Annotated in this window: 22 protein-coding genes; 15 read left to right on the forward strand and 7 right to left on the reverse strand. The window is 68.7% G+C overall.

The features are described from left to right. Positions 1-3: 3 nt before the first annotated feature. The 3 genes from AB0H12_RS05105 (at position 4) to AB0H12_RS05115 (ending at position 2,743) form a co-directional block, all read left to right on the forward strand. Positions 4-963, forward strand: a complete 960-nt coding sequence (locus AB0H12_RS05105; RefSeq protein ID WP_499620968.1) for an electron transfer flavoprotein subunit alpha/FixB family protein — start codon at positions 4-6, stop codon at positions 961-963. Between the two features lie 158 nt (positions 964-1,121). Beyond that, entirely contained in the window at positions 1,122-1,892 is a 771-nt protein-coding gene (locus AB0H12_RS05110; protein ID WP_230567810.1) for a GNAT family N-acetyltransferase, read from the forward strand. After that, complete coding sequence (locus AB0H12_RS05115) at positions 1,889-2,743, forward strand: lysophospholipid acyltransferase family protein (RefSeq protein WP_499620970.1); 855 nt, start codon at positions 1,889-1,891, stop codon at positions 2,741-2,743. Before AB0H12_RS05110 ends, AB0H12_RS05115 begins: the two co-directional genes overlap by 4 nt. A gap of 7 nt (positions 2,744-2,750) precedes the next feature. On the opposite strand, the gene AB0H12_RS05120 is transcribed toward AB0H12_RS05115, so the two are convergent. Next, on the reverse strand, positions 2,751-3,083 hold the full coding sequence (locus AB0H12_RS05120; RefSeq protein WP_499620971.1) for a hypothetical protein: 333 nt from the start codon (positions 3,081-3,083) through the stop codon (positions 2,751-2,753). Between the two features lie 160 nt (positions 3,084-3,243). On the opposite strand from AB0H12_RS05120, the gene AB0H12_RS05125 reads away from it, so the two are divergent. Genes AB0H12_RS05125 through AB0H12_RS05140 form a run of 4 tightly spaced genes read left to right on the forward strand, consistent with a single transcriptional unit; the run spans position 3,244 to position 7,318 of the window. Next, a complete protein-coding gene (locus AB0H12_RS05125; RefSeq protein ID WP_499620972.1) occupies positions 3,244-4,611 on the forward strand; it encodes an MFS transporter in 1,368 nt (455 codons plus the stop codon). Next, entirely contained in the window at positions 4,611-5,798 is a 1,188-nt protein-coding gene (locus AB0H12_RS05130) for a cysteine desulfurase family protein (RefSeq protein ID WP_499620973.1), read from the forward strand. The genes AB0H12_RS05125 and AB0H12_RS05130 overlap by 1 nt, the downstream gene beginning before the upstream one ends. A 5-nt stretch (positions 5,799-5,803) precedes the next feature. Continuing rightward, complete coding sequence (mnmA, locus tag AB0H12_RS05135) at positions 5,804-6,889, forward strand: tRNA 2-thiouridine(34) synthase MnmA (protein ID WP_499620974.1); 1,086 nt, start codon at positions 5,804-5,806, stop codon at positions 6,887-6,889. 45 nt (positions 6,890-6,934) lie between these two features. Then, positions 6,935-7,318 carry a hypothetical protein gene (locus AB0H12_RS05140; RefSeq protein WP_499620975.1) on the forward strand — a complete coding sequence of 128 codons (384 nt, stop codon included), beginning with the start codon at positions 6,935-6,937 and terminating at the stop codon, positions 7,316-7,318. Here the strand turns inward: AB0H12_RS05140 and AB0H12_RS05145 are convergent. From AB0H12_RS05145 to AB0H12_RS05155, 3 genes are all read right to left on the reverse strand, one after another. Beyond that, positions 7,300-7,446 carry a hypothetical protein gene (locus AB0H12_RS05145; protein ID WP_499620977.1) on the reverse strand — a complete coding sequence of 49 codons (147 nt, stop codon included), beginning with the start codon at positions 7,444-7,446 and terminating at the stop codon, positions 7,300-7,302. The two genes, AB0H12_RS05140 and AB0H12_RS05145, sit on opposite strands and share 19 nt — an antisense overlap. A gap of 175 nt (positions 7,447-7,621) precedes the next feature. Continuing rightward, positions 7,622-8,494, reverse strand: a complete 873-nt coding sequence (locus AB0H12_RS05150) for a serine/threonine dehydratase (RefSeq protein ID WP_499620978.1) — start codon at positions 8,492-8,494, stop codon at positions 7,622-7,624. A 15-nt stretch (positions 8,495-8,509) separates the two neighbouring features. Continuing rightward, the gene (locus AB0H12_RS05155) at positions 8,510-9,016 is read right to left on the reverse strand and encodes a DUF6584 family protein (RefSeq protein WP_499620979.1); all 507 of its coding nucleotides are present in this window, start codon (positions 9,014-9,016) and stop codon (positions 8,510-8,512) included. A 41-nt stretch (positions 9,017-9,057) separates the two neighbouring features. Here AB0H12_RS05155 and AB0H12_RS05160 point away from each other — a divergent pair, with 41 nt between their 5' ends. Continuing rightward, positions 9,058-10,233 carry a hypothetical protein gene (locus tag AB0H12_RS05160; RefSeq protein WP_499620980.1) on the forward strand — a complete coding sequence of 392 codons (1,176 nt, stop codon included), beginning with the start codon at positions 9,058-9,060 and terminating at the stop codon, positions 10,231-10,233. A gap of 63 nt (positions 10,234-10,296) precedes the next feature. After that, the gene (locus tag AB0H12_RS05165) at positions 10,297-10,674 is read left to right on the forward strand and encodes a hypothetical protein (protein WP_230567799.1); all 378 of its coding nucleotides are present in this window, start codon (positions 10,297-10,299) and stop codon (positions 10,672-10,674) included. Here AB0H12_RS05165 and paaI read toward each other — a convergent pair. Further along, positions 10,637-11,050 (reverse strand): hydroxyphenylacetyl-CoA thioesterase PaaI, encoded by a 414-nt coding sequence (gene paaI / locus AB0H12_RS05170; protein WP_499620982.1) that lies wholly within the window; start codon positions 11,048-11,050, stop codon positions 10,637-10,639. The two genes, AB0H12_RS05165 and paaI, sit on opposite strands and share 38 nt — an antisense overlap. A gap of 191 nt (positions 11,051-11,241) precedes the next feature. Between paaI and AB0H12_RS05175 the strand changes: the two genes are divergently transcribed. Next, positions 11,242-13,023 carry a serine hydrolase gene (locus AB0H12_RS05175; RefSeq protein WP_499620984.1) on the forward strand — a complete coding sequence of 594 codons (1,782 nt, stop codon included), beginning with the start codon at positions 11,242-11,244 and terminating at the stop codon, positions 13,021-13,023. A gap of 678 nt (positions 13,024-13,701) precedes the next feature. After that, a complete protein-coding gene (locus AB0H12_RS05180; RefSeq protein WP_499620985.1) occupies positions 13,702-15,693 on the forward strand; it encodes an AAA family ATPase in 1,992 nt (663 codons plus the stop codon). On the opposite strand, the gene AB0H12_RS05185 is transcribed toward AB0H12_RS05180, so the two are convergent. Both AB0H12_RS05185 and AB0H12_RS05190 read right to left on the reverse strand, forming a co-directional pair. Further along, the gene (locus AB0H12_RS05185) at positions 15,690-16,496 is read right to left on the reverse strand and encodes an inositol monophosphatase family protein (RefSeq protein ID WP_499620986.1); all 807 of its coding nucleotides are present in this window, start codon (positions 16,494-16,496) and stop codon (positions 15,690-15,692) included. The genes AB0H12_RS05180 and AB0H12_RS05185 overlap by 4 nt on opposite strands. Next, on the reverse strand, positions 16,493-17,380 hold the full coding sequence (locus AB0H12_RS05190; protein ID WP_499620987.1) for a DUF5919 domain-containing protein: 888 nt from the start codon (positions 17,378-17,380) through the stop codon (positions 16,493-16,495). Before AB0H12_RS05190 ends, AB0H12_RS05185 begins: the two co-directional genes overlap by 4 nt. Positions 17,381-17,571: 191 nt before the next feature. Here AB0H12_RS05190 and AB0H12_RS05195 point away from each other — a divergent pair, with 191 nt between their 5' ends. The 4 genes from AB0H12_RS05195 to AB0H12_RS05210 are packed head-to-tail and all read left to right on the forward strand — an operon-like array spanning position 17,572 to position 19,319. Next, a complete protein-coding gene (locus AB0H12_RS05195; protein ID WP_499620988.1) occupies positions 17,572-18,036 on the forward strand; it encodes a hypothetical protein in 465 nt (154 codons plus the stop codon). Positions 18,037-18,039: 3 nt separating this feature from the next. After that, positions 18,040-18,375, forward strand: coding sequence for a hypothetical protein (locus AB0H12_RS05200; RefSeq protein ID WP_499620989.1), 336 nt, complete (start codon positions 18,040-18,042; stop codon positions 18,373-18,375). After that, entirely contained in the window at positions 18,356-18,607 is a 252-nt protein-coding gene (locus AB0H12_RS05205; RefSeq protein WP_499620991.1) for an AMED_5909 family protein, read from the forward strand. The genes AB0H12_RS05200 and AB0H12_RS05205 overlap by 20 nt, the downstream gene beginning before the upstream one ends. 40 nt (positions 18,608-18,647) lie before the next feature. Further along, complete coding sequence (locus tag AB0H12_RS05210) at positions 18,648-19,319, forward strand: hypothetical protein (protein ID WP_499620992.1); 672 nt, start codon at positions 18,648-18,650, stop codon at positions 19,317-19,319. Positions 19,320-19,526: the final 207 nt, after the last annotated feature.

A 19,526-nucleotide genomic window follows, 5' to 3' on the forward strand; every position in this document is an offset into this window, starting at 1 on the left:
CCAATGTCTGAAGTACTCGTCCTCGTCGACCACGTCGACGGCGAGGTCAAGAAGGTCACCTATGAGCTTCTATCCGCCGCGCGCCGTCTCGGCGAGCCGGCCGCGGTGGTGGTCGGATCGCCCGGGACGGCGGGCAAGGTGAGGGAGTCGCTGGGCCGCTACGGCGCGGTGAAGGTGTACGCGGTGGAGTCCGACGACGCCGTGAACCACCTGGTCACGCCGAAGGTGGACGCGCTCGCCGCGGTCGCGGCCACCGCGTCGCCCGCCGCCGTGCTGGTGTCGGCGACGTTGGAGGGCAAGGAGGTCGCGGGCCGGCTGGCCGTGCGCCTGGACTCCGGTCTGCTCTACGACGCCGTCGACCTCGACGGTGAGGGCGTCGCCACGCAGTCGATCTTCGGTGGCGCGTACGTGGTGAAGTCCAAGGTCACCAAGGGCGTGCCGGTCATCGCCGTGCGCCCCGGCGGTGTCGAGGCGTCCGAGTCGCCCGCGGACGCGGTCGAGCAGGCCGTCGAGGCGCCCGCCGCGGACCCGGCGCTGGTCACCAGGGTGACCGGTCGCGAGCCGGTCGCCGGTGGCGACCGCCCGGAGCTGACCGAGGCGTCGGTCGTCGTGTCCGGTGGTCGTGGCGTGGGCAGCGCGGAGAGCTTCGAGGTCGTGGAGAAGCTGGCCGACAGCCTCGGCGCGGCGGTCGGCGCGTCCCGGGCCGCGGTCGACTCCGGCTACTACCCGCACCAGTTCCAGGTCGGCCAGACCGGCAAGACGGTCTCGCCGCAGCTGTACATCGCGCTGGGCATCTCCGGCGCGATCCAGCACCGGGCGGGCATGCAGACGTCCAAGACCATCGTCGCGGTCAACAAGGACCCGGAGGCGCCGATCTTCGAGATCGCCGACTTCGGCGTGGTCGGCGACCTGTTCGCGGTCGCGCCCCAGCTGACCGACGAGGTCGGCAAGCGCAAGGGCTGACCTGGGGGTTCGTCCGCAGTCGGGATCGAGGGCCGCTCCGCTTCGCGCGGGGCGGCCCTCGTGCTGCCCGCGGCCTCACCGTGCCTTAACCGACCTGCCACTGAGGCGTCATCGGAACGACCTGCTCCCGGTCGCCAACCGGTCGGTAGACCAGACCCATGACGCAGCCGCAACTGCTTGTCAGCACCGGTGACGCCGCTTCCGACGCGCCGCGCTACTCCCTGTTGGTCGCGCGTGACAGCGACGAGGTCGTGGCCGCGCAGCGGCTGCGGCACCAGGTGTTCGCCTCCGAGATGGGCGCCGTGCTGCACAGCTCCGTGCCGGGGCACGACGTCGACTACTTCGACCAGTTCTGCGACCACCTCGTGGTGCGCGACGACCGGACCGGCGACATCGTCGGCACCTACCGGATGCTGCCGCCCGAGCGCGCCGCGGAGGCGGGCCGGCTGTACTCCGACGGCGAGTTCGACCTCTCCGCCCTCGACGCCCTGCGGCCCTCGCTCGTGGAGACCGGCCGGTCGTGCGTGCACCCCGACCACCGCAACGGGGCCGTGGTGTCGCTGGTGTGGGCCGGCATCGCCCGGTACATGCTGCTGTCCGGGCACTCGTGGCTGATCGGCTGCGCTTCCGTGCCGCTGCACGACGGCGGTTCGTTCGCGGCGGGCGTGTGGGACGTCGTGCGGGCCAAGCACCACGCGCCCGAGGAGTACCGGGTCGAGCCGCTGACGCCGTGGGACGTCGACGCCGCGGCGCGGCCGGACCGGACCGTGCTGCCGCCGTTGCTGAAGGGCTACCTGCGGCTGGGCGCGTGGGTGTGCGGGCGGCCCGCGCTGGACGCCGACTTCGGCGTGGCCGACCTGCCCGTGCTGCTCGGGATGGACCGGGTCGACCAGCGGTACCTGAAGTTCTTCCTCGGGGAGACGGCGTGAGCAAGCACGCGTGGATGCCCGTGTCGCCGTGCGGCGACGGGTGCGTGGACCACTCGACGGCCTCCGTGGGCACGTTGCGGGTGGCGTGGCGGGTGCTGACGGCGTCGGCCGTGATGCTGTCCGGGGTGCTCGTGGTCCTCGCGGTCCTGTGCGTGCGGGGGCAGGTTCGGTCGGCGCTGCTGCGGCGCTGGTTCCGGGCCCTGCTGGGCGCGTTCGGCGTGCGGCTGCGGCTGATCGGGCCGGTGTTCCAGGACAACCCGGGACGTGGCGTGCTGGTGGTGTCCAACCACGTGTCCTGGTTGGACGAGCTGGCGATCGACGCGGTGCAGCCCATCCGGATGGTGGCCAAGCGGGACATCCGGGACTGGCCGGTGCTCGGCAGGCTGATCACCGCGGCCCGCACGGTGTACCTGGACCGGGAGCGGCTGTCGCTGCTGCCGGGGACGGTGGCCGAGCTGGCGGCGGCGCTGCGGGACGGTGCGGCGGTCGGCATCCACGCGGAGGGCACGACGTGGTGCGGCGTGGCGTCCGGGCGCTACCGGCCGGCGCTGTTCCAGGCCGCGCTGGACGCCGGTGTGCCCGTGCGGCCGGTGGTGCTGCGGTACTCGCAGGACTCGAAGACGTCCACCCGGCCCGCGTTCGTGGGTTCCGACACGTTGGTCGACTCGATGCGGCGGGTGCTGCGCTCGCGCGGGCTGGTGGTGGAGGTGCACGTGCTGGACGAGGTCGCGCCCGGTCGTGCGGCGACGCGCCGCGAGCTGGCGGCGCTCGTGCAGCAGGAGGCCGAACGGGCGGCGTACGGCTCGGTCGAGGTCCCCTCGCCCCGCCGGCACGCCACCCGGGTGGCCTGAACCGCGTTCAGCAGGCCCTGACCGGCACGGTGTGGACCCGGCCGGGGATGTCGTTGATCGCCACGGTGATCCAGCCGCCGTTCGCGGTCACGTGGTACTGGTAGCCGGACTGGACCCGCCGGCTGCGCGTCTCGCCCGCCGGGACGCTGGGCTCCTGCACGACGGACGTCCCCGACTTCGTCCCGCTGGCGTAGATGATCCCGTAGAACCAGGGGCCGCCGCAGTTGTTGGTCCAGTTGATGTAGCCGTAGCTCTCGGCGGACGCCGGGCCCGCCGTGACGGCGAGTCCGCCGACGGCAAGGCCCAGGGAGGCGAGCAGGACGGTTAAGCGCTGACGCACGGGTTCCTCCTTCGGTGCACGGGTGGATCACGCCCAGTGAACACCACAGCGCGCGCTGTCATGTCGGTCGTTCGCACCACACGGTCCGTGCAGGTGGTCGGGGCCGAACTGCGTCATATTGCCTTGACCTCCACCCAGGTGGAGGTTGAACCATTGGCCCGTGACGACGACCGAGACCCCCGCCAAGAGCAACCTGTGGACACCTGAACGGCGGGGCCCGACGGTCGGGATCATCCTGCTCGTGACGCTGCTCGCGTTCGAGAACATGGGCGTCAGCACGGCGATGCCGCGCATGGTCGCCGACCTCGACGGCAACGACCTGTACGCGTGGCCGTTCCTGGCGTTCCTCGCCGCGAGCGTGGTGGCCACCGTCCTGTCCGGACGTCTCAGCGACCTGCGCGGGCCGCGGCCGTCGCTGCTGGCGGGCCCCGCGCTGTTCCTGGTCGGCCTGGTCGTCGCCGGCCTCGCCCAGGACATGCCGCTGCTGCTCCTCGGCCGCGTGCTGCAGGGCATCGGCGGCGGCGCGCAGGTGGTCGCGGTCTACGTCCTGATCGGCCTGGTCTACCCGGAACGGGACCGGCCGGCGGTGTTCGGCCTGCTCGCCTCGGCGTGGGTGGTGCCGTCGCTGGTGGGGCCGGCGCTGTCCGGGTGGCTGACCGAGACGCTGAGCTGGCGGTGGGTGTTCCTGGGGCTGGCGCCGTTCGTGCTGATCGGCGTGCTGCTGCTGGTGCCCGTGCTGCGGAACCTGCCGCCGCACACCCCCGACGGGAACGCCCGGCGCGGACTGCCGCTGGCCGCGCTGGGCGCGGGGTTCGGCGTCGCGGCGCTGAGCTGGGCGGCCCAGCACCCCACCGGCGTCAACCTGGTGTTCGGCCTGGCCGGGCTGGTCGCGCTGGCGCCCGCGCTGCGCGTGCTGCTGCCCAAGGGCACGCTCACCGCGCGCCGCGGCCTGCCGGTCACGATCCTGGCCCGCGCGCTGCTGGCGGGCTCGTTCTTCGCCGCCGAGGCGTTCATCCCGCTGACGCTGACCGCCGTGCACGGCTACTCGGCCATCGCCGCCGGCATCCCGCTCACGCTGAGCGCGCTGGGCTGGTCCAGCGCCGCCTGGTGGCAGTCGCGCAAGCCGGACATCCCGCGCGAGAAGCTCGTGCGGTGGGGGTTCGTGCTCAACGCGGTGGGTATCACCGGAGTGACGCTCATCGCACCGTCCTGGGGTCCGGCGTGGGCCACCCCGCTGCTGTGGGCGGTCGCCGGAGCGGGGATGGGGTTGGCCATGTCGAGCTTGAGCGTGCTCACGCTGGGCGCGTCGTCCGAGGTCGACCGGGGGTTCAACTCCTCGGCCCTGCAGATCAGCGACATGCTCGGCTCGGCGTTGCTGGTCGGCCTCGGCGGTGTGCTGGTCACCACCTTCGCCTCGGCCGCCGCGCCGACCGCCGCCGTGGTGCCGTTCGACCTGCTGATGGCGGGCGTCGCGGTGCTCGGTGCGGTGCTCGCCGGACGTCTGGGCCGGGCTACCCTGGAAAGCTGATGGCCTACTTCGACCACGCCGCCACGACCCCCATGCTCCCCGAGGCGATCGAGGCGATGACTCGGGCGTTGTCCACCACGGGCAACGCCTCGTCGTTGCACACCTCGGGCCGGCGGGCGCGGCGGCTGGTGGAGGAGGCGCGGGAGGACATCGCGGACGCCCTGGGCGCGCGGCCTTCCGAGGTGATCTTCACCAGCGGCGGCACGGAGAGCGACAACCTCGCCGTCAAGGGCGTCTACTGGGCCCGCCGCACGTCCCGCCGCCGCCGGGTGGTGGCGTCGTCGGTCGAGCACCACGCCGTGCTGGACGCCGTGCAGTGGCTGGTCGAGCACGAGGGCGCCCAGGTCACCTGGCTCGAGCCCGACGGGCTCGGCCGCATCCGGCCCGAGGCGCTGCGCGACGCGCTGGACGACGACGTCGCCCTGGTCACCGCGATGTGGGCGAACAACGAGGTCGGCACGATCAACCCGGTGCGCGAGCTGGCCGAGCTGGCCGCCGAGCGCGCGGTGCCGTTCCACACCGACGCGGTGCAGGCCGTCGGCGCGGTGCCGGTGGACTTCACCGACTCGGGCGCGTCCGCGTTGACGCTCACCGGCCACAAGCTCGGCGGGCCGTACGGCGTCGGCGTGCTGCTGCTGGGACGTGACGTGACGACGACGCCCGTGCTGCACGGCGGCGGGCAGGAGCGGGAAGTGCGGTCCGGCACGCTGGACGTGCCGTCGATCGTGGCCCTCGCCGCGGCGGTGCGGCACGCGGTGTCCCGCCAGGCCGCGACCGCCGCCGCGCTCGTCGCGCTGCGCGACGAGCTGGTGGCGTCGGTGCGGCGCGTGGTGCCGGACGTCGAGGTGAACGGCGACCCGGTGCACCGGCTGCCCGGCAACGCGCACCTGACGTTCCCCGGCTGCGAGGGCGACAGCCTGCTGATGCTGTTGGACGCCAAGGGCATCGAGTGCTCCACCGGCTCGGCCTGCACGGCGGGGGTGGCGCAGCCCAGCCACGTGCTGCTGGCCATGGGCGTCGACCCGGTGGCGGCCCGCGGCTCGCTGCGGTTCTCGCTGGGGCACACCTCCACGGCGGCGGACGTGCGCGAACTGGCCGAGGTGATCGGCCCGGTGGTCGAACGCGCCCGCACGGCGGGCATCGCGGGGCTGAAGAGGCTTGCGGGCAAGGCGACGGCGGAGGTGTGACGGGCATGCGGGTGCTGGCGGCGATGAGCGGCGGGGTGGATTCCGCCGTGGCTGCGGCGCGGGCGGTGGCGGCGGGCCACGAGGTGACCGGCGTGCACCTGGCGTTGTCGGCGAAGCCCGGCACGTTGCGCACCGGCGCGCGCGGCTGCTGCACGGTCGAGGACGCCCGGGACGCGCGGCGCGCGGCGGACGTGCTCGGCATCCCGTTCTACGTCTGGGACTTCGCGGAGCGGTTCACCGAGGAGGTCGTGGACGAGTTCGTGGCCGAGTACGCGGCCGGCCGCACGCCCAACCCGTGCCTGCGGTGCAACGAGAAGATCAAGTTCGAGGCGCTGCTGGACAAGGCGATCGCGCTCGGCTTCGACGCGGTCGCCACCGGCCACTACGCCCGCTTGTCCACTGTGGACGGTGTGCCTGAGCTGCGCCGTTCGGCCGACGACGGCAAGGACCAGTCGTACGTGCTGGCGTCGTTGACGCACGAGCAGCTGGCGCACGCGATGTTCCCGCTGGGCGACTCGACCAAGGCGCAGGTGCGCGCCGAGGCCGCCGAGCGCGGGCTCCAGGTCGCCGAGAAGCCCGACAGCCACGACATCTGCTTCATCCCCGACGGCGACACCCAGGGCTTCCTGACCAGGAAGCTCGGCGAGCAGCCCGGCGTCCTGGTGGACGACGAGACCGGCGCGGTGCTCGGGCGGCACGTCGGCGTGCACGAGTTCACCGTCGGCCAGCGCAAGGGCCTCGGCATCGACGCGCCCGCGCCCGACGGTCGGCCCCGGTACGTGCTGTCGCTGGAGCCGGTGACCGGCACCGTGCGGGTCGGCGCGGCGGAGAAGCTCCAGGTCACGGAGATCGTCGCGCAACGGCCCGTGACGCGTGTCACGTTCGACGGTCCGGTGGAGTGCGTGGCGCAGGTGCGGGCGCACGGCGGTCTCGCGCCCGCGGTGGCCGAAGTTGTCGGTGGAGAGCTGCTCGTCCGCCTGCGCACGCCGTTGAGCGGCGTCGCCCCTGGTCAGGCGGTCGCGGTGTACCGGGAGGACGCGGCGGCGGGCGACTTGGTGCTCGCCAGCGCCACCATCAGCTCGACGCGTTGAGGTGCGGCTTGTTGTTTTGTCGGTGGCGCCTGCGACACTGCGTGCGTGCCGTATGACAACGCACGACGCCGGAGGTCGCTGGTGGACATCGGGATCCGGGTGAGGGTGCTCTCGAGCAAGCTCGATCACCCGTCCGCGCAACGTCTCGACGCGGAGCAGTTCGAACGGCTGCGCGCGGAGGTCCGCACGCTGCGCTGGGTGGTCCGGGAGCGCCTGCACCGGCCCGAGTGGGCCGACCTGATCGCCGAGGTGGAGGCCATGGTGGAACGGGTGGAGCGGCTCGACCCGGCGCTCGCGCTGGAGGTCGAGGTGCCGACGCAGGCGGGCGGGTCGCTGGGGCGCGTGGCGCCGGACCGCGGTTCGGCCGAGCGGGGGTCGGCCCAGCCGGGTGACCGGGTGCCGCTGAGCGGTCAGACGAACGCGTTGTAGGCCGCCGCGGCGGCGATGAGGGCGCAGCAGGCGATCGAGACGAGGGCGACGGTCCGGGTGCGGTGGTGCTCGGACCACGTCGTGAGGCTCAACGCCGAGGCCGGCGCCGGCAGCAGGACGCCGTGCATCGCCACGCCGTGCGCTGGTGTGACTCGCGCCCTCGCCCGCCGTCTGCGGAACAGCGGCAATCCGGCACGGCCGGGCCCGGTACGCGGCCACGGCCAGGGCGAGCACCGACACCACGATCGTCACTCCGCCGGGTCACGGCGCCGAGCGGCCTTCCGCTCTGCGCCGGGGGACGTCCTAGGCCGTCCAGTCGGTGTTCGCGCCGCACAGCACGACGCACGCCAGTTCGCCCGGCACCTGCCCCGCCAGCCACGCGGCGAACGGCACGGCCGCCGCCGGTTCCACGGCCAGCCGGAACTCCTCCCAGAGCCGGTCGCGCGCGGCCAGGATCTCGGCGTCGGGCACGAGAACCGACGTCACCGGGTGCGTGCTCAGGACCTCGAACGGGACGTCGCCGACCCTGGTGGCGCCCAGCGCCGACGAGGCGACCGAGACCACCTCGGAGTCCACCGGCTCGCCCGCCGCCAACGCGTGGCGCAGGGCGCAGCACCGCTCCGGCTCCACAGCGACCGTGAGGCGACCCGACGCCAGCGCCGTGCCCGCGGCCAGCCCGCCGCCGCCCACGGCGACCGCGATCGCGTCCACGTCCGGCGCGTCCTCGACCACCTCGGCGGCCACCGTGCCCTGACCCGCCACGACGACCGGGTCGTTGTAGGCCTCGACGTAGAAGCCGGGCGTCTCGCGGGCCGCCAGCACCGCCTCGGCGTACGTGTCGCCGTGCCGGATCAGCTTCGCGCCCGCCGCCTCGATCCGCCGCACCTTGCCCTCCGGCGCGCTGACCGGCACGAACACCGTGGCGTGCAGCCCGAGCAGTTGCGCGGCCTTGGCCACGCCGAGGCCGTGGTTGCCGCCGGACGCCGTGACCACCCGATCCGGTGAACCGGCGGCGAGCAGCGTGTTGAGCGCGCCGCGCAGCTTGAACGAGCCGGTGAGCTGGAGGTGTTCGAGCTTGAGCGCGATCGGCCTGCCGTCCACCTCGGTGCGCCACAACGGCGTGCGGCGGACGTGCGGGCGGATGCGGTCAGCGGCGGCGGCGACGTCGGGGGTCATGCCTCCAGCATGCGCTCATCCGGCGAACCACCTGTAGGCCCACATGACCAGCGTCACCACGCCGACCACGAAGCACAGCAGCACGATCACCAGGCCCACCAGCACCAACACGTTCGTGCCCCACGACGAGTCGCGGTCGTCGGCCACCGACAACTCGGCCCGCAACTGCTCGTTGGCCGCGGTCCGCAACGCCACCAGCCGTTCCCGCGCGGTCGCGGTCGACGCGCCGGCCTCGCCGCTGATCCAGTTCATCGCCCGCAGCCGAGCCAACGGCGTGCGGTAGGCGCGTTCGAACGCCGCCACCTCCGCCTCGTCGCGCGCCTCGGACAGGTAGCTCCACCGCCCGGCCTGCGCCGCGTCGCCGAGCAGCCGGTACACCTCCGCGAGGCGCTCGCGCAGGTCCAGCCGGTCGGGGTAGCTGGTGACCAGCCCGACCAGCCGCTGTCGCGCCCGCAGGACACTGGCCAAGTCACCGCGTTCGACCTCTTCGGCGGCCTTGTGGAGCGTCGGCTCGAGCGGCATGAGCGACATCGTCCCAGCACGCGCAACCGTAGGATCTCCGGGTGATCGCGGTGTCGGTGGTGACGTTCGGCCTGGCCTGGTGGCTGGGGCTGTACCTGCTCGTGCGTGATCCCCGCAAGCACCTGCTCCAGCGGGCCTCGGTCGGGTTGCTCGCCTACGCGCTGGTGATCGTCCTCCCGGTGCCGACGATGGCGATGGCGGTGCCGGCGGTGGCGTGGACCGGGGTCGTCGTGTGCTGGCTGCCGGTGCGCTACGACCGCTGGTGGCGGTACAGCGCGCTGCCGTTGCTGGTGGCGGCCTACTTCGCGCCCGTGGTGGTGCTGATCCCGTTGGCCGCGGCCCTGGTGCTGTGCCTGCGGGTGCGGCGGGCGTTGCTGGGGGCGGCGACGATCCTGTTCGGGCTGAGCTGCGCGTTGTTGTTGGTGGACGTGCTGCCGGCGCCGCTGGTGATCGCGTCGGCCGGGTTCGACCTGCTGGTGTTCGGCGTGGTCGTGGCCGTGGCGGACGCGTTCGACGAGGGTGAGGCGATCCGGGCGGACATGGTGCGCTCGCTGCTCACGTCGGCGGGGCTGGCGGCGGTGTTCGGCGGGCAGGTGGCGTTGTTCCTGGACGACCGGCTGGTGCCGCTGCTGTTCGGCACGGTCGCCGCCGCCATCGCGGTGCAGGTGCTGGCCAACCCGCTGGCGTTGCTGGTGGACCGGGTCGCGGTGCCCGACGTGGCCGCCTCGCGCGCGGAGCTGCGTGACGCGGCCGAGGCGCTGCCCCGGCGTGCCCCGCTCGACCCGGCCGAGTTCGTGAAGCTGACCAGGCGTGCCCTGAGCAATTACGGCGACCTCGGGAAATTGGTCGCCAGCCCGTTGACGGAATTGCCGGTGATCGAGGCCCGGCTCGCCGCGCGGGGCGCGTCGGACCAGCCGCTGGAACGTGCGGCCGAGCTGAAGTCGTTGTTGCTGGAGAGCATCCGCCGGCTCAAACCGCGGGACGGCGAGTTCGGCACCAGCGACGAATGGCGGCACTACAACGCGCTGTACTTCTACTACGTGGTCGGCATCCGGCCGTACAGCAGGCGGACCAAGCGCGAGGGCCTCGACCCGGAGGCGCGGCGGGCGCTGGCCTGGTTCGTCAACCAGGTGCCGGAGCGGACGCTGCACAACTGGCAGAACGCGGGGGCGAAGCTGGTGGCCGAGGACTTGTCCGCCCAGGTCGAGGCCTCGTGACTGGCAGGCGTTGGCAGTGTTCGGCGTACCGCCGGCAGTACCACCGGCCCTAACTTCCGAGCCATGACGACAACTCAGGTTCGCAACGACGGTCTCCTCCGCTTCGCCCTCAAGCTCGACGGTGTCGCCTCGGGCGGGCTGGGCCTGCTGGCCCTGCTCTTCGACCTCGACACGGGATTGCCACGCGGTCTGGTGATCGGCCTCGGCGCATTCCTCGTCGCTTACGGCGTCGGCGTTTTCGTGCTCGGCCTCCGGCCCGTTCGCCCACTGGTCGCGGTGGTGGTGATCGGCAATTCGGTGTGGGTGCTGGACAGCTTCCTGACCGCGTTCGCCGGGTGGTTCCCGGTGACCGGGCTCGGCGTTTTCCTGATCGTCGCCCAGGCGATCGCCGTGATGGGTTTCATCACCCTTCAGGTGCTGGGTCTGCGTCGTTCGGCCTGAGGGTCCGGCTCCGGCCGCGGAACTCCGCCACCACCTCCTCGCCCCGGCGGACGGTGATGTCGTAGATCCCGCTGCGCCCGAACCGCACCCGTTCCACCGCCTCCGCCACCAGCTCGTCGCCCTCGTGCACGGTGGCGATGAAGTCGATCTCCGCCTGCGCCGCCACGGTCACCGAGCCGTGGCGGTTGCACGCGCAGGCGAAGGCGGTGTCGGCGAGCAGGAACACGTACCCGCCGTGCCCGATCCCGTGCCCGTTGACCATCCGGTCGGTGACGGTCATGGCCAGCTTGGCCGTGCCGTCACCGAGTTCGAGCGCCCTGATGCCGAGCGCGGTCGACGCGGCGTCGTTGGCGAGCATCTCCGCGGGTCCGTTCATCCCTGCACCTTAGGGTTCGCGGGCGCGGTGCCGGGCCGAGCGTCGCGCGTGGAGCCGGTGGCGTCGCGTGAGCGGTCGTGCCAGTGGCGGAGTCAGCGGTCGTGTCAGCTCGGTGACCGTCCGGTGTCAGGACGGCGGGCGATCGTGGTTCCCGTCAGCAGGTCCGCCCGAACGAACACCCGGAGAGCACGATGCAGACGTTCGACACCCCCGCCCCGATCGCCACCGTCCTGGACATCCCCGGGGGGCGCGTCCAGCTCATCGCCGCCGACCGGGTCGACACCACCGTCGAGGTGCTGCCGGCGGACGCCGCGAAGCGCCGCGACGTGAAGGCGGCGGAGCAGACGACCGCGACCTACGCCGACGGCGTCCTGCGGATCGAGACGCCGACGGGCAACCAGGTCCTCGGCCCGTCCGGCTCGGTCGCGGTGACGGTCCGGCTCCCCGCCGGCTCACGGGTCGAGGCGAAGGCTGCCGCCGCGGAGTTCCGGGGCGTGGGACGGCTCGGCGACGTCGTCTTCGACGGCGCGCACGGCGTGGTCACGCTCGACGAGGCCGACAGCGTCCACCTCACCGCGCACGCCGGTGACGTCTCGGTCGGCCGCCTGGGCGGTCCGGCCCTGATCAGCACCCAGAAGGGCGACATCCGCATCGCCGAGGCCGTGCGCGGCACCGTCACGCTGTCGACGCAGGCGGGCGGGATCTCGATCGGCGCCGCCCACGGCGTCTCGGCCACCCTGGACGCCGGCACGTCCTACGGCCGGATCCGCAACGCGCTCGTGAACACCGTGGGCGCCGCCCAGCTCGACATCCGCGCCACCACCTCGTACGGCGACATCACCGCCCACAGCCTCCCCGGCGACGCGGCCGACCGGTCGCAGTCAGCCTCCGCCGGGCCGGACCGCCCGGAGTTGCAGCAGGCCGTGCAGGCGGTCGTCGACGCCGGTTTCGCCGGCGCGGAACTGCGCGTGCACGACGAGCGGGGTGACTGGGTCGGCCGCGCCGGTGTGAGCGAGCTGGGCGGGACCGCCGAGCCGCCGGCCAACGGGCAGGTGTGGGCGGGCAGCGTCAGCAAGCCGTTCACCGCGACCGTGGTGCTGCAGCTGGTGGCCGAGGGCAGGGTCGGGCTGGACAGCCCGGTGGCCGACAGCCTGCCCGAGCTCGGGCTGGACGAGCGGATCACGGTGCGGATGCTGTTGCAGCACACCAGCGGCTTGTACAACTACACCGGCGACGTCGAGCCCGACGGGACGTTCGTGATGGGGCTCCCCTCGCACGGCAAGGCGTGGGTGGAGAACCGGTTCCACTCCTACCGGCCCGAGGAACTGGTGCGGTTCGCGTTGTCCAAGCCGGCGCGCTTCGAGCCGGGGACGGACCAGAGCTACGCCAACACGAACTACACGCTGGCCCTGCTGCTGATCGAGAAGCTCACCGGCCGGACCTACGCGGAAGAGGTGCGGCAGCGGATCCTGGAGCCGCTCGGCCTGTCGGACACCGTGGTGTCGGCCGACTCGCCGGACCTCCCCGGCCCGCACGCCCACGGCTACTGCCGCTACCAGGACGCCGGCGAGTGGAAGGTCGTCGACGTCAGCCGCCAGAACCCGTCCCTGCTGGCCGGCGCCGGCGACCTCATCTCGACCGCCGAGGACCTGAGCACCTTCATCTCCGCGCTGCTGGGCGGCCAACTCCTGCCGGCCCCTCTCCTGACCGAGATGACCACCCCGCACGGCAAGCTCAACCTCGGCCTGGGTCTCTGGATCCAAGACCTCGGCCCGCACGGCACCATCGTCCACCACAACGGCGGCGCCCCCGGAGGCTACGGGGCCTTGATGATCAGCACCCCCGACGGCACCAAGACCCTGACCGCTTCCCTGACGACCGGCGACGTCGACCCGGCCGGGGTGTTCCCCACGACGTTGGACGGGCTGATCAAGGCGGTGTTCTGCGCCGACCCGGCTCAGCCCACCGACTGAACCCCAACCTGAACGGGCCGCGCCGCGCTCACCGAGCCCAGCGCGGCCCGTTCACGTTGGCCCAAGTCAGGCCGTGAAGCCTTTGAAGATGGTGGTGTTCTTCCACCTGTCCTGACCGGACCTGCGGCGGAGCGGCTCGGATCGCCTCTGACCTGGCCGGACGTGTCCGGTTGCGTTCCGTCCCGTTTCGACCTTCCTCAACGCCCCACGGCCCACAGACGGCCTGGTAGTTGATCAACGATCAACGGGTGTCACCCCGACTGAGCCTCACCACGGCCAGCCGAGGTGACGCCCGTTCGTGCTTCCGTGGTCCTGGCCCTCGTCGCCGGTCGACCTTCCCGATGGCAAGACGGCGAAGCCGTCGCGGCAGCCGATCGCCGCGCCCAGCCCGACCAAGCCGCGTGACCGCGCGATCGTTCCAACCGGTGCCGCTGACAGCTCGTCGTCCTGGCGGCCGTCATGGTGCGCGCCGCCACCCGACCACGTGCACCGACTCCGCGCACGGCCGACGGGCGGAGCGAAGCGGAAGCCCGGCGTGCCGTGATGCGGGGAGTCGGTGCCAACGTGCGCCAGACCGCCCCGCGCGCCGCCGCAGGCGGCGCGCCTTGATCCCATAGAGCCAAGTTCGGCAGTAGGCTGCACTTCGGTAAAAAGTAAAATCACAAGGGACAGGCCAAAATGTACGTTAAGCGCGTTAAAATATATGAGTTCCGGAATATTAGAGACGTAGAGTTTGGGCCTTTTGAAGAGCCGGGCAGCTTGGCTGAACTAGTGGCTCTTACCGGTCCTAATGGTGGCGGAAAGTCATCAGTTCTCGAGCTTATCGCTTACGTAACCTCTACGGTACTCGGAAACCATTTCGAGCCGAGCCGCGGCAGCAGCACAGATTTTCGAGGTGTCGTAACTTTCGGCTTTCGCGACAGCGAGATTGATTTTCTCAAAAGAATCGAGCCGTCCTCTACTGGGATAGCTGTGGAGATGGTGGATCGAGCCATCTCCACGCGCTCGTTGGACGTCACCTTCGACCTGGGGCTTGTTCAAGACCAACCGGCTTACGCATGTCAACGTATAGGTGCGTACCTTCGGCAGTATTACCAGCGGTCAGTAGGTCTCTTCATTAGGGCAGACAGGGGAGGCTCGCGACGCTACTTTGATAGGCAGGAGGTATTTAACTACGGCAGTACCCGCCTCGCGGCTCATGCTGATCAGTATTCGTTTCGTTCCCCTGATCAGCAGTATCAAGACATCTATAATCACTTGACGCAGCTAAGCTACCACCACAACGCAGAACTTGGACGCGTAACTAAGCTTGAGCGTGCCGGAGAAGCCAGCATACGAGACTACCCTCCTGACCCTCTTGATCCGTATACCGATCTACTCGATCGCGTGTTTCCGGGATACTCGTTCGCCGATCAAGAGGCAGGTATCCCAACCGATCTATTTATCTCTTTGCCTTCGGGTCACGTAATAGCATTTAATGAACTTTCCTCGGGAGAAAAAGAGGTCTTCCTACTCCTTTCGTTTTTCATACGCCACAGTGTGAGGAATGCTGTAATCCTAATTGACGAACCTGAACTGCACTTGCATCCCCAGTTGAGTAGGGCACTCGTAAGGGAAGTGCAAAGAGTGTCGCCAGGTAGTCAAGTATGGATGGCGACCCATAATGCCGAGATTATCGATGAAGTGGGCCGCGACAAGGTCTTCTACATGTCTCGATCACTTGAGGATGGCGCCATATCTGTCTCAGTAGAAAGCGAACACACCTCGCAAGTATCGAGTCTTCGCCACCTTTTTGGTGATACCGGCTATGTAGGCGTGGGTCGAACTTTGGTCTTCTCCGAAGGGCAGGCTACTTCTGCCGATAGGAAAACCTTTACGCGACTCTTCCCTGATAGTGGTTCATCAATAAAAATCGTGCCAGTAGGTGGCGTCGAAAGTCATCTACGGGTCAATTCTGCAATTCTCGCGCTTCTTGAAGACACGTTCGCATGGGTTCAATTCTACCTTGTAAGGGATCGCGATTACCTTACGGAAGGGATGGTTGAGAAGTATAAGTCTAAGAGTCGAGGGAAAATTCATGTCCTAAGCAGGTGTCAGATCGAAAACTACCTGCTTGAGTTCGATATAATTGCAGATGTGCTTGCAGATATGTATGATATCAGGCAGCCAAGTTCATACTGGCGAGATCGATTCGGTGCATTAGCACGACAGATGTCCGGAGAGGTAGCCTCTTCTCTGGTCGCCTACAGGTTAAACCAAATTGTCGCACCGCAGGACTTTTCATTGCCTAAGCTCAATGCTGGCAAGCCTCTGGTGGCTGAAGACGGATCCTTTCTAGAAGAGCGTCTGCAAACACTTAAAGAGTACGTACACCGCCGCACAGCCGGTGTGTCCGAGGTAATAAGTGAACAACTCAAATGGTCGAAGCTTGAATCGAAAATCGACTCATGGTTGGGTGAGGTCGCAGCATGCTTTTCGGGCGATGCTGACGGCTGGGTCACACTTTTTCCAGGGAAAGACCTTCTATCGCGTTTTGTCAAAGAAGGCGACCTTGGTCCGCCTGTTCTGCTGATCAACGGCATCCTTAAAGAAATGGCAAATCGAGGGTTTGCTCCGGGTGAACTGCATGAGTTTGTCGCACGAGCAACAAAAGGTGAACCGCTGGTTTAGCTTCTCTGTGCCAGAGTCGCTCCGATTCGATTCAAATCTTTAATAATTCCTGGCGTGGCGGCCATCATGCTTTGCGACTCAATCGTGTATGGATCTCCTGCGACGTTGGTCACGGTAGCTCCCGCTTCGCGAGCCATAAGCACGCCACCGGCCATGTCGAGGGTATTATTAGAAAGAATGACTGCTGCGTCGGTTCGTCCTTCGGCCAGCCAAGCCAAATCGTGAGCTGCTGAACCGAACATCCGAATACGTTCGACCTTCTCTGCGAGGAGGGAAGTAAGTCGCATGCGGGTCTCGTTTTTCTCAGTAGCTTTTTCGCCGGTTGCATAATCGCCTATAGAAATAATGGATTTCGCCAACTCCCGCCCCGAGCTGACTCTGAGTCGCATTCCGTCACGGAAGGCGCCCATGCCTTTAGTTGCGTGATAATGCATGTCCGTATACGGGAGGCTAATCGCAGCAACCACTGCCTCGTTTTGAAACATAAGTGCAAGCTGCACCGCGCATAGTGGTATGCCGTGCACGAAGTTTGCGGTTCCGTCGATTGGGTCAAGTAGCCAGACGTACTCACTATCGATAGTCAGGTCGCTGATTCCCTCTTCCTCGCCGATGAACCCGATCTCCGGCGTGGTCTCGGCTAGATAGGCTCGGACCTTCCGTTCGATGCGAACGTCCACATCGGTATAGGTATCGCGATCTGACTTCTCAGTGATGCTCTGCGGGCGCATATGTTTGATAAGGTCATTGCCAATGGCGACAGCCTTTTGCGCGATCTCGGTCAGTTGGTCGAGTGGTCGCTTCACGCGGGCTCCTTTGCGCGGTTCCACATGGAGTCGAACACCTGGGAGAAGGTGGCGAAGAGGCCTGGTACCGCATCGTCCTTCTCGATCACGAGGGTGGGGGACTCGACGCCTCGGGCGTCGGGCAAGTAGGGCTGGACCACGCATTTGGCCTGGTCGGTGATGAGGATGTTGTAGCGGAGTGGTTCGTCGTAGACGCGGATGTGGAGCTGGCCGCGTGCGTCGGGTGAGACCTTGGCTCCGACTCGGCGTAGGGCTTCGATGTTGAGGCGGGTGAGCATGGAGAGGTGGCCTTCGGGTAGGCCCTCTTCGTGTTCGCGGGCGGTGATGTTGTGGCCGTTGGGGTCGAGGAAGAGGGCCTTGATGGTGGTGCCGGTTTCGATGGAGTCGAGTAGGGCCTTGTCGGAGTACTGCTGGCACAGGACGTTGAGGGACAGGCCTGCGATGTCGATGGTTCGCGCGCCTTCGAAGAGGTCGCGTGGGGTGATGTTGTGCAGGAACTCGGAGCGGCTTGGGTAGACGGCGGTGACGTCGGCCAGGCGGGCCTGTTGGGGCATCTGGACCGGGCGCGGTACGGGGTGGGTGGTGGCCGCGGTTCGTTGGGGTGGGGTGATGAGGCTGTCGGTGTCGCCCTCGTGTGGGGACAGGAGTTGTTCGGCGGTCCAGCCGGGGAACATCTTTTCGAGGATGCGGCAGTGGTCGGCGTAGGGCAGGCCGAGTAGGTCGCCGGACAGCCAGCGGTAGAACTGGGCTTTGCTGGGGTAGCGGCCGATCAGGTCGGTGTCGAGTTGTTTGGCGACGCGGTCGTACTCCTTGCAGAAGGTGCGGTAGCCCTGCATGTGGCGTTGTCGGAGCAGGACTCTCAAGAGAGTGGACTCTGTGGCCATGTGGTCTCCCCCCACGTGGTTCCTTCGGTCGAGGCTAGCACCGGGACGAGACCAAGACGAGACTCGTTGAGATCGACACGCGGCCTGGGCGCGGTAGGTGAGACCGCTGCGGACCTGGGACGGGACCATTGGCCAACGAATCTGAATGGGCAAGCCGCGACACAGCGGCACCAGTCAGAGGAGTGAAGCCGATGGCGATCAGCAAGGGGTACCGGTTCCCCGTCTCGTTCGATGACGCGTTCCCTCAGGGCCTGGTGATGGTCGGGGAGGTCATGCCGGACACGGAGTACCAGACGCGTGACGAGAGGGCGGCCGGTCGGCCGGTGCGTCAGCGGGTGGACGAGGCGACCGGTAAGAGGCAGTGGAAGGTCACGGTCACCGATCCGCACGAGCCCAACGCCAAGCGCAAGAGCTTCGAGATTACGTTGCTGGCCGACGTTCAGCCGGTGCCGACGACCGGTGAGGTGTTGCCGGGGATGCGGCCGGTTGAGTTGGAAGGGCTGACGGCTGAGCCGCGCATTGCGGGCAACGGTGAGTTCAAGTACCAGTCGTTCCTGTTTCGGGCGACCGGGTTCCGGGCGGTGGGTAAGGCGGCTGGTTCGGCTCCGGCCGGTGGCAAGGCGAACGGTGGCAGCGCCGAGGCCAAGGCCGCGTGAGCCGTGTCGGATCTTCAGCAACTGACGGTGCAGTGGCAGGCGGCGTACCGGGCCTACACGGAGGCGCACGAGGCGAATCGGTACGTCGCGGCCGATGATCCGGCGGCTGCGGCTCGGATCGCGCCGACCTATCGGCGGGTGGCGTGGTTGTGGAGGCAGCTCGCGGCGTTGGAGAGCACGCCGTGGTGGGCCAAGGCGGCGGCGTTGCACGCGGCCGAGACGTTCGACCACCAGGCCGACGTCAACGAGCGCGTTGCCGGTGGTGATCGGCAGGCCGGTGGTCATCGCGTGCACGCGCCGGTCGAGGGGGTGAGCGGTCGTGGCGAAGACCAAGCCTGACCGGTGGGCAGCGGCGTACGCGGTGACGTCGCTCAAGCACGCCCACGAGGCGTTGACGCATCTCATGCCCGGTCCCGACGCACCACCTGACATGTGGCGGGAGTTCTACACGCGATCGGCCGAGGTGTACGCGCGGGTCGCGGAAGTCGATCGGGGTCATCACCACGAGGCGCTGTATTGGGCCAAGCGCGAGCGTGCCAAGGCGGAGGGGATCGAGACGGATGAGCGTTGATCGGGATGTGCAGCGGAGTCGTGGCCACGCCGGTGGCGGGTTGGCTCGTGTCGTCGGGGAGGGGTTGCCGCTGGCGGAGTTGTCCGATGCCGGGTACGCGCCGTTCATGTTCGAGGCGGTGATGCGGCACATCGTCGGCTACCCGCACGAGGAGTGGTCGGTGCGGGCGTTGGAGAAGGCGGCGAAGGTGCCGTACTCCCCAGTGCGTGACATCTGCCGTGACCTGGTCGAGCTGGGGCACCTGACGGTCGATAAGGGACCTTCGCGGAGTGCGGCGTCCGCGCAGCGGCATCGTCTGTCGCCCGAAGGGCTCGCCTACTGGGGTGGGCCGGTCGTGGCGCACGACTGGTTGCGAGATGCGGATATGTGGCGTGATCCACGGTTGATGCCGGTGATGGGGTCGCGTTTGTCGGACGAGGACCGGGCGCGTGGCGAGTTGGTGGGCTACTCGTTCCCGGTGGTGTACCGGGTGGCGGATGCGCTGGTGTTGGTGCCGTCACGGGCGTGGGCGATCGAGGACTTGGTGACGGCGGCGGGCGCGGCTGAGGAGATGGTGCGGCTGGCCTGCCTGGACTTGGTCGCGGCCGGTCACGCCACGGCGCACGAGTGGCGGGAGGACGGCGGGGAGGAGCGCGAGGAAACGCGGTTCAAGATCACCCTCGGCGGTCTCGCGGCCTGGTTGCGCTGGATGCCTGACCCGCTCGGCTACTAGCTAGCCGGTGGTGTGGGCGGGCATCGGACGCGGCGGTGTCCGCCCGCGCTGTCGGGTGACAACTGAAGACGATCACTGACCTGTCGGTCGTGGTCGTCGGTGAACGGACCTCAAGTCTTGGCGGGCCTGGAGCAGTTCACCGACGACACAACGACCGGTCATTCTCGCGCGCTTTTGTTGACACACAAGGGGTTCCGGTCATGTCAA

This window comes from Actinosynnema sp. NPDC023794, from assembly GCF_040639675.1.
In the GTDB taxonomy this organism is placed as follows: Bacteria; Actinomycetota; Actinomycetes; order Mycobacteriales; family Pseudonocardiaceae; genus Actinosynnema; species Actinosynnema luteola.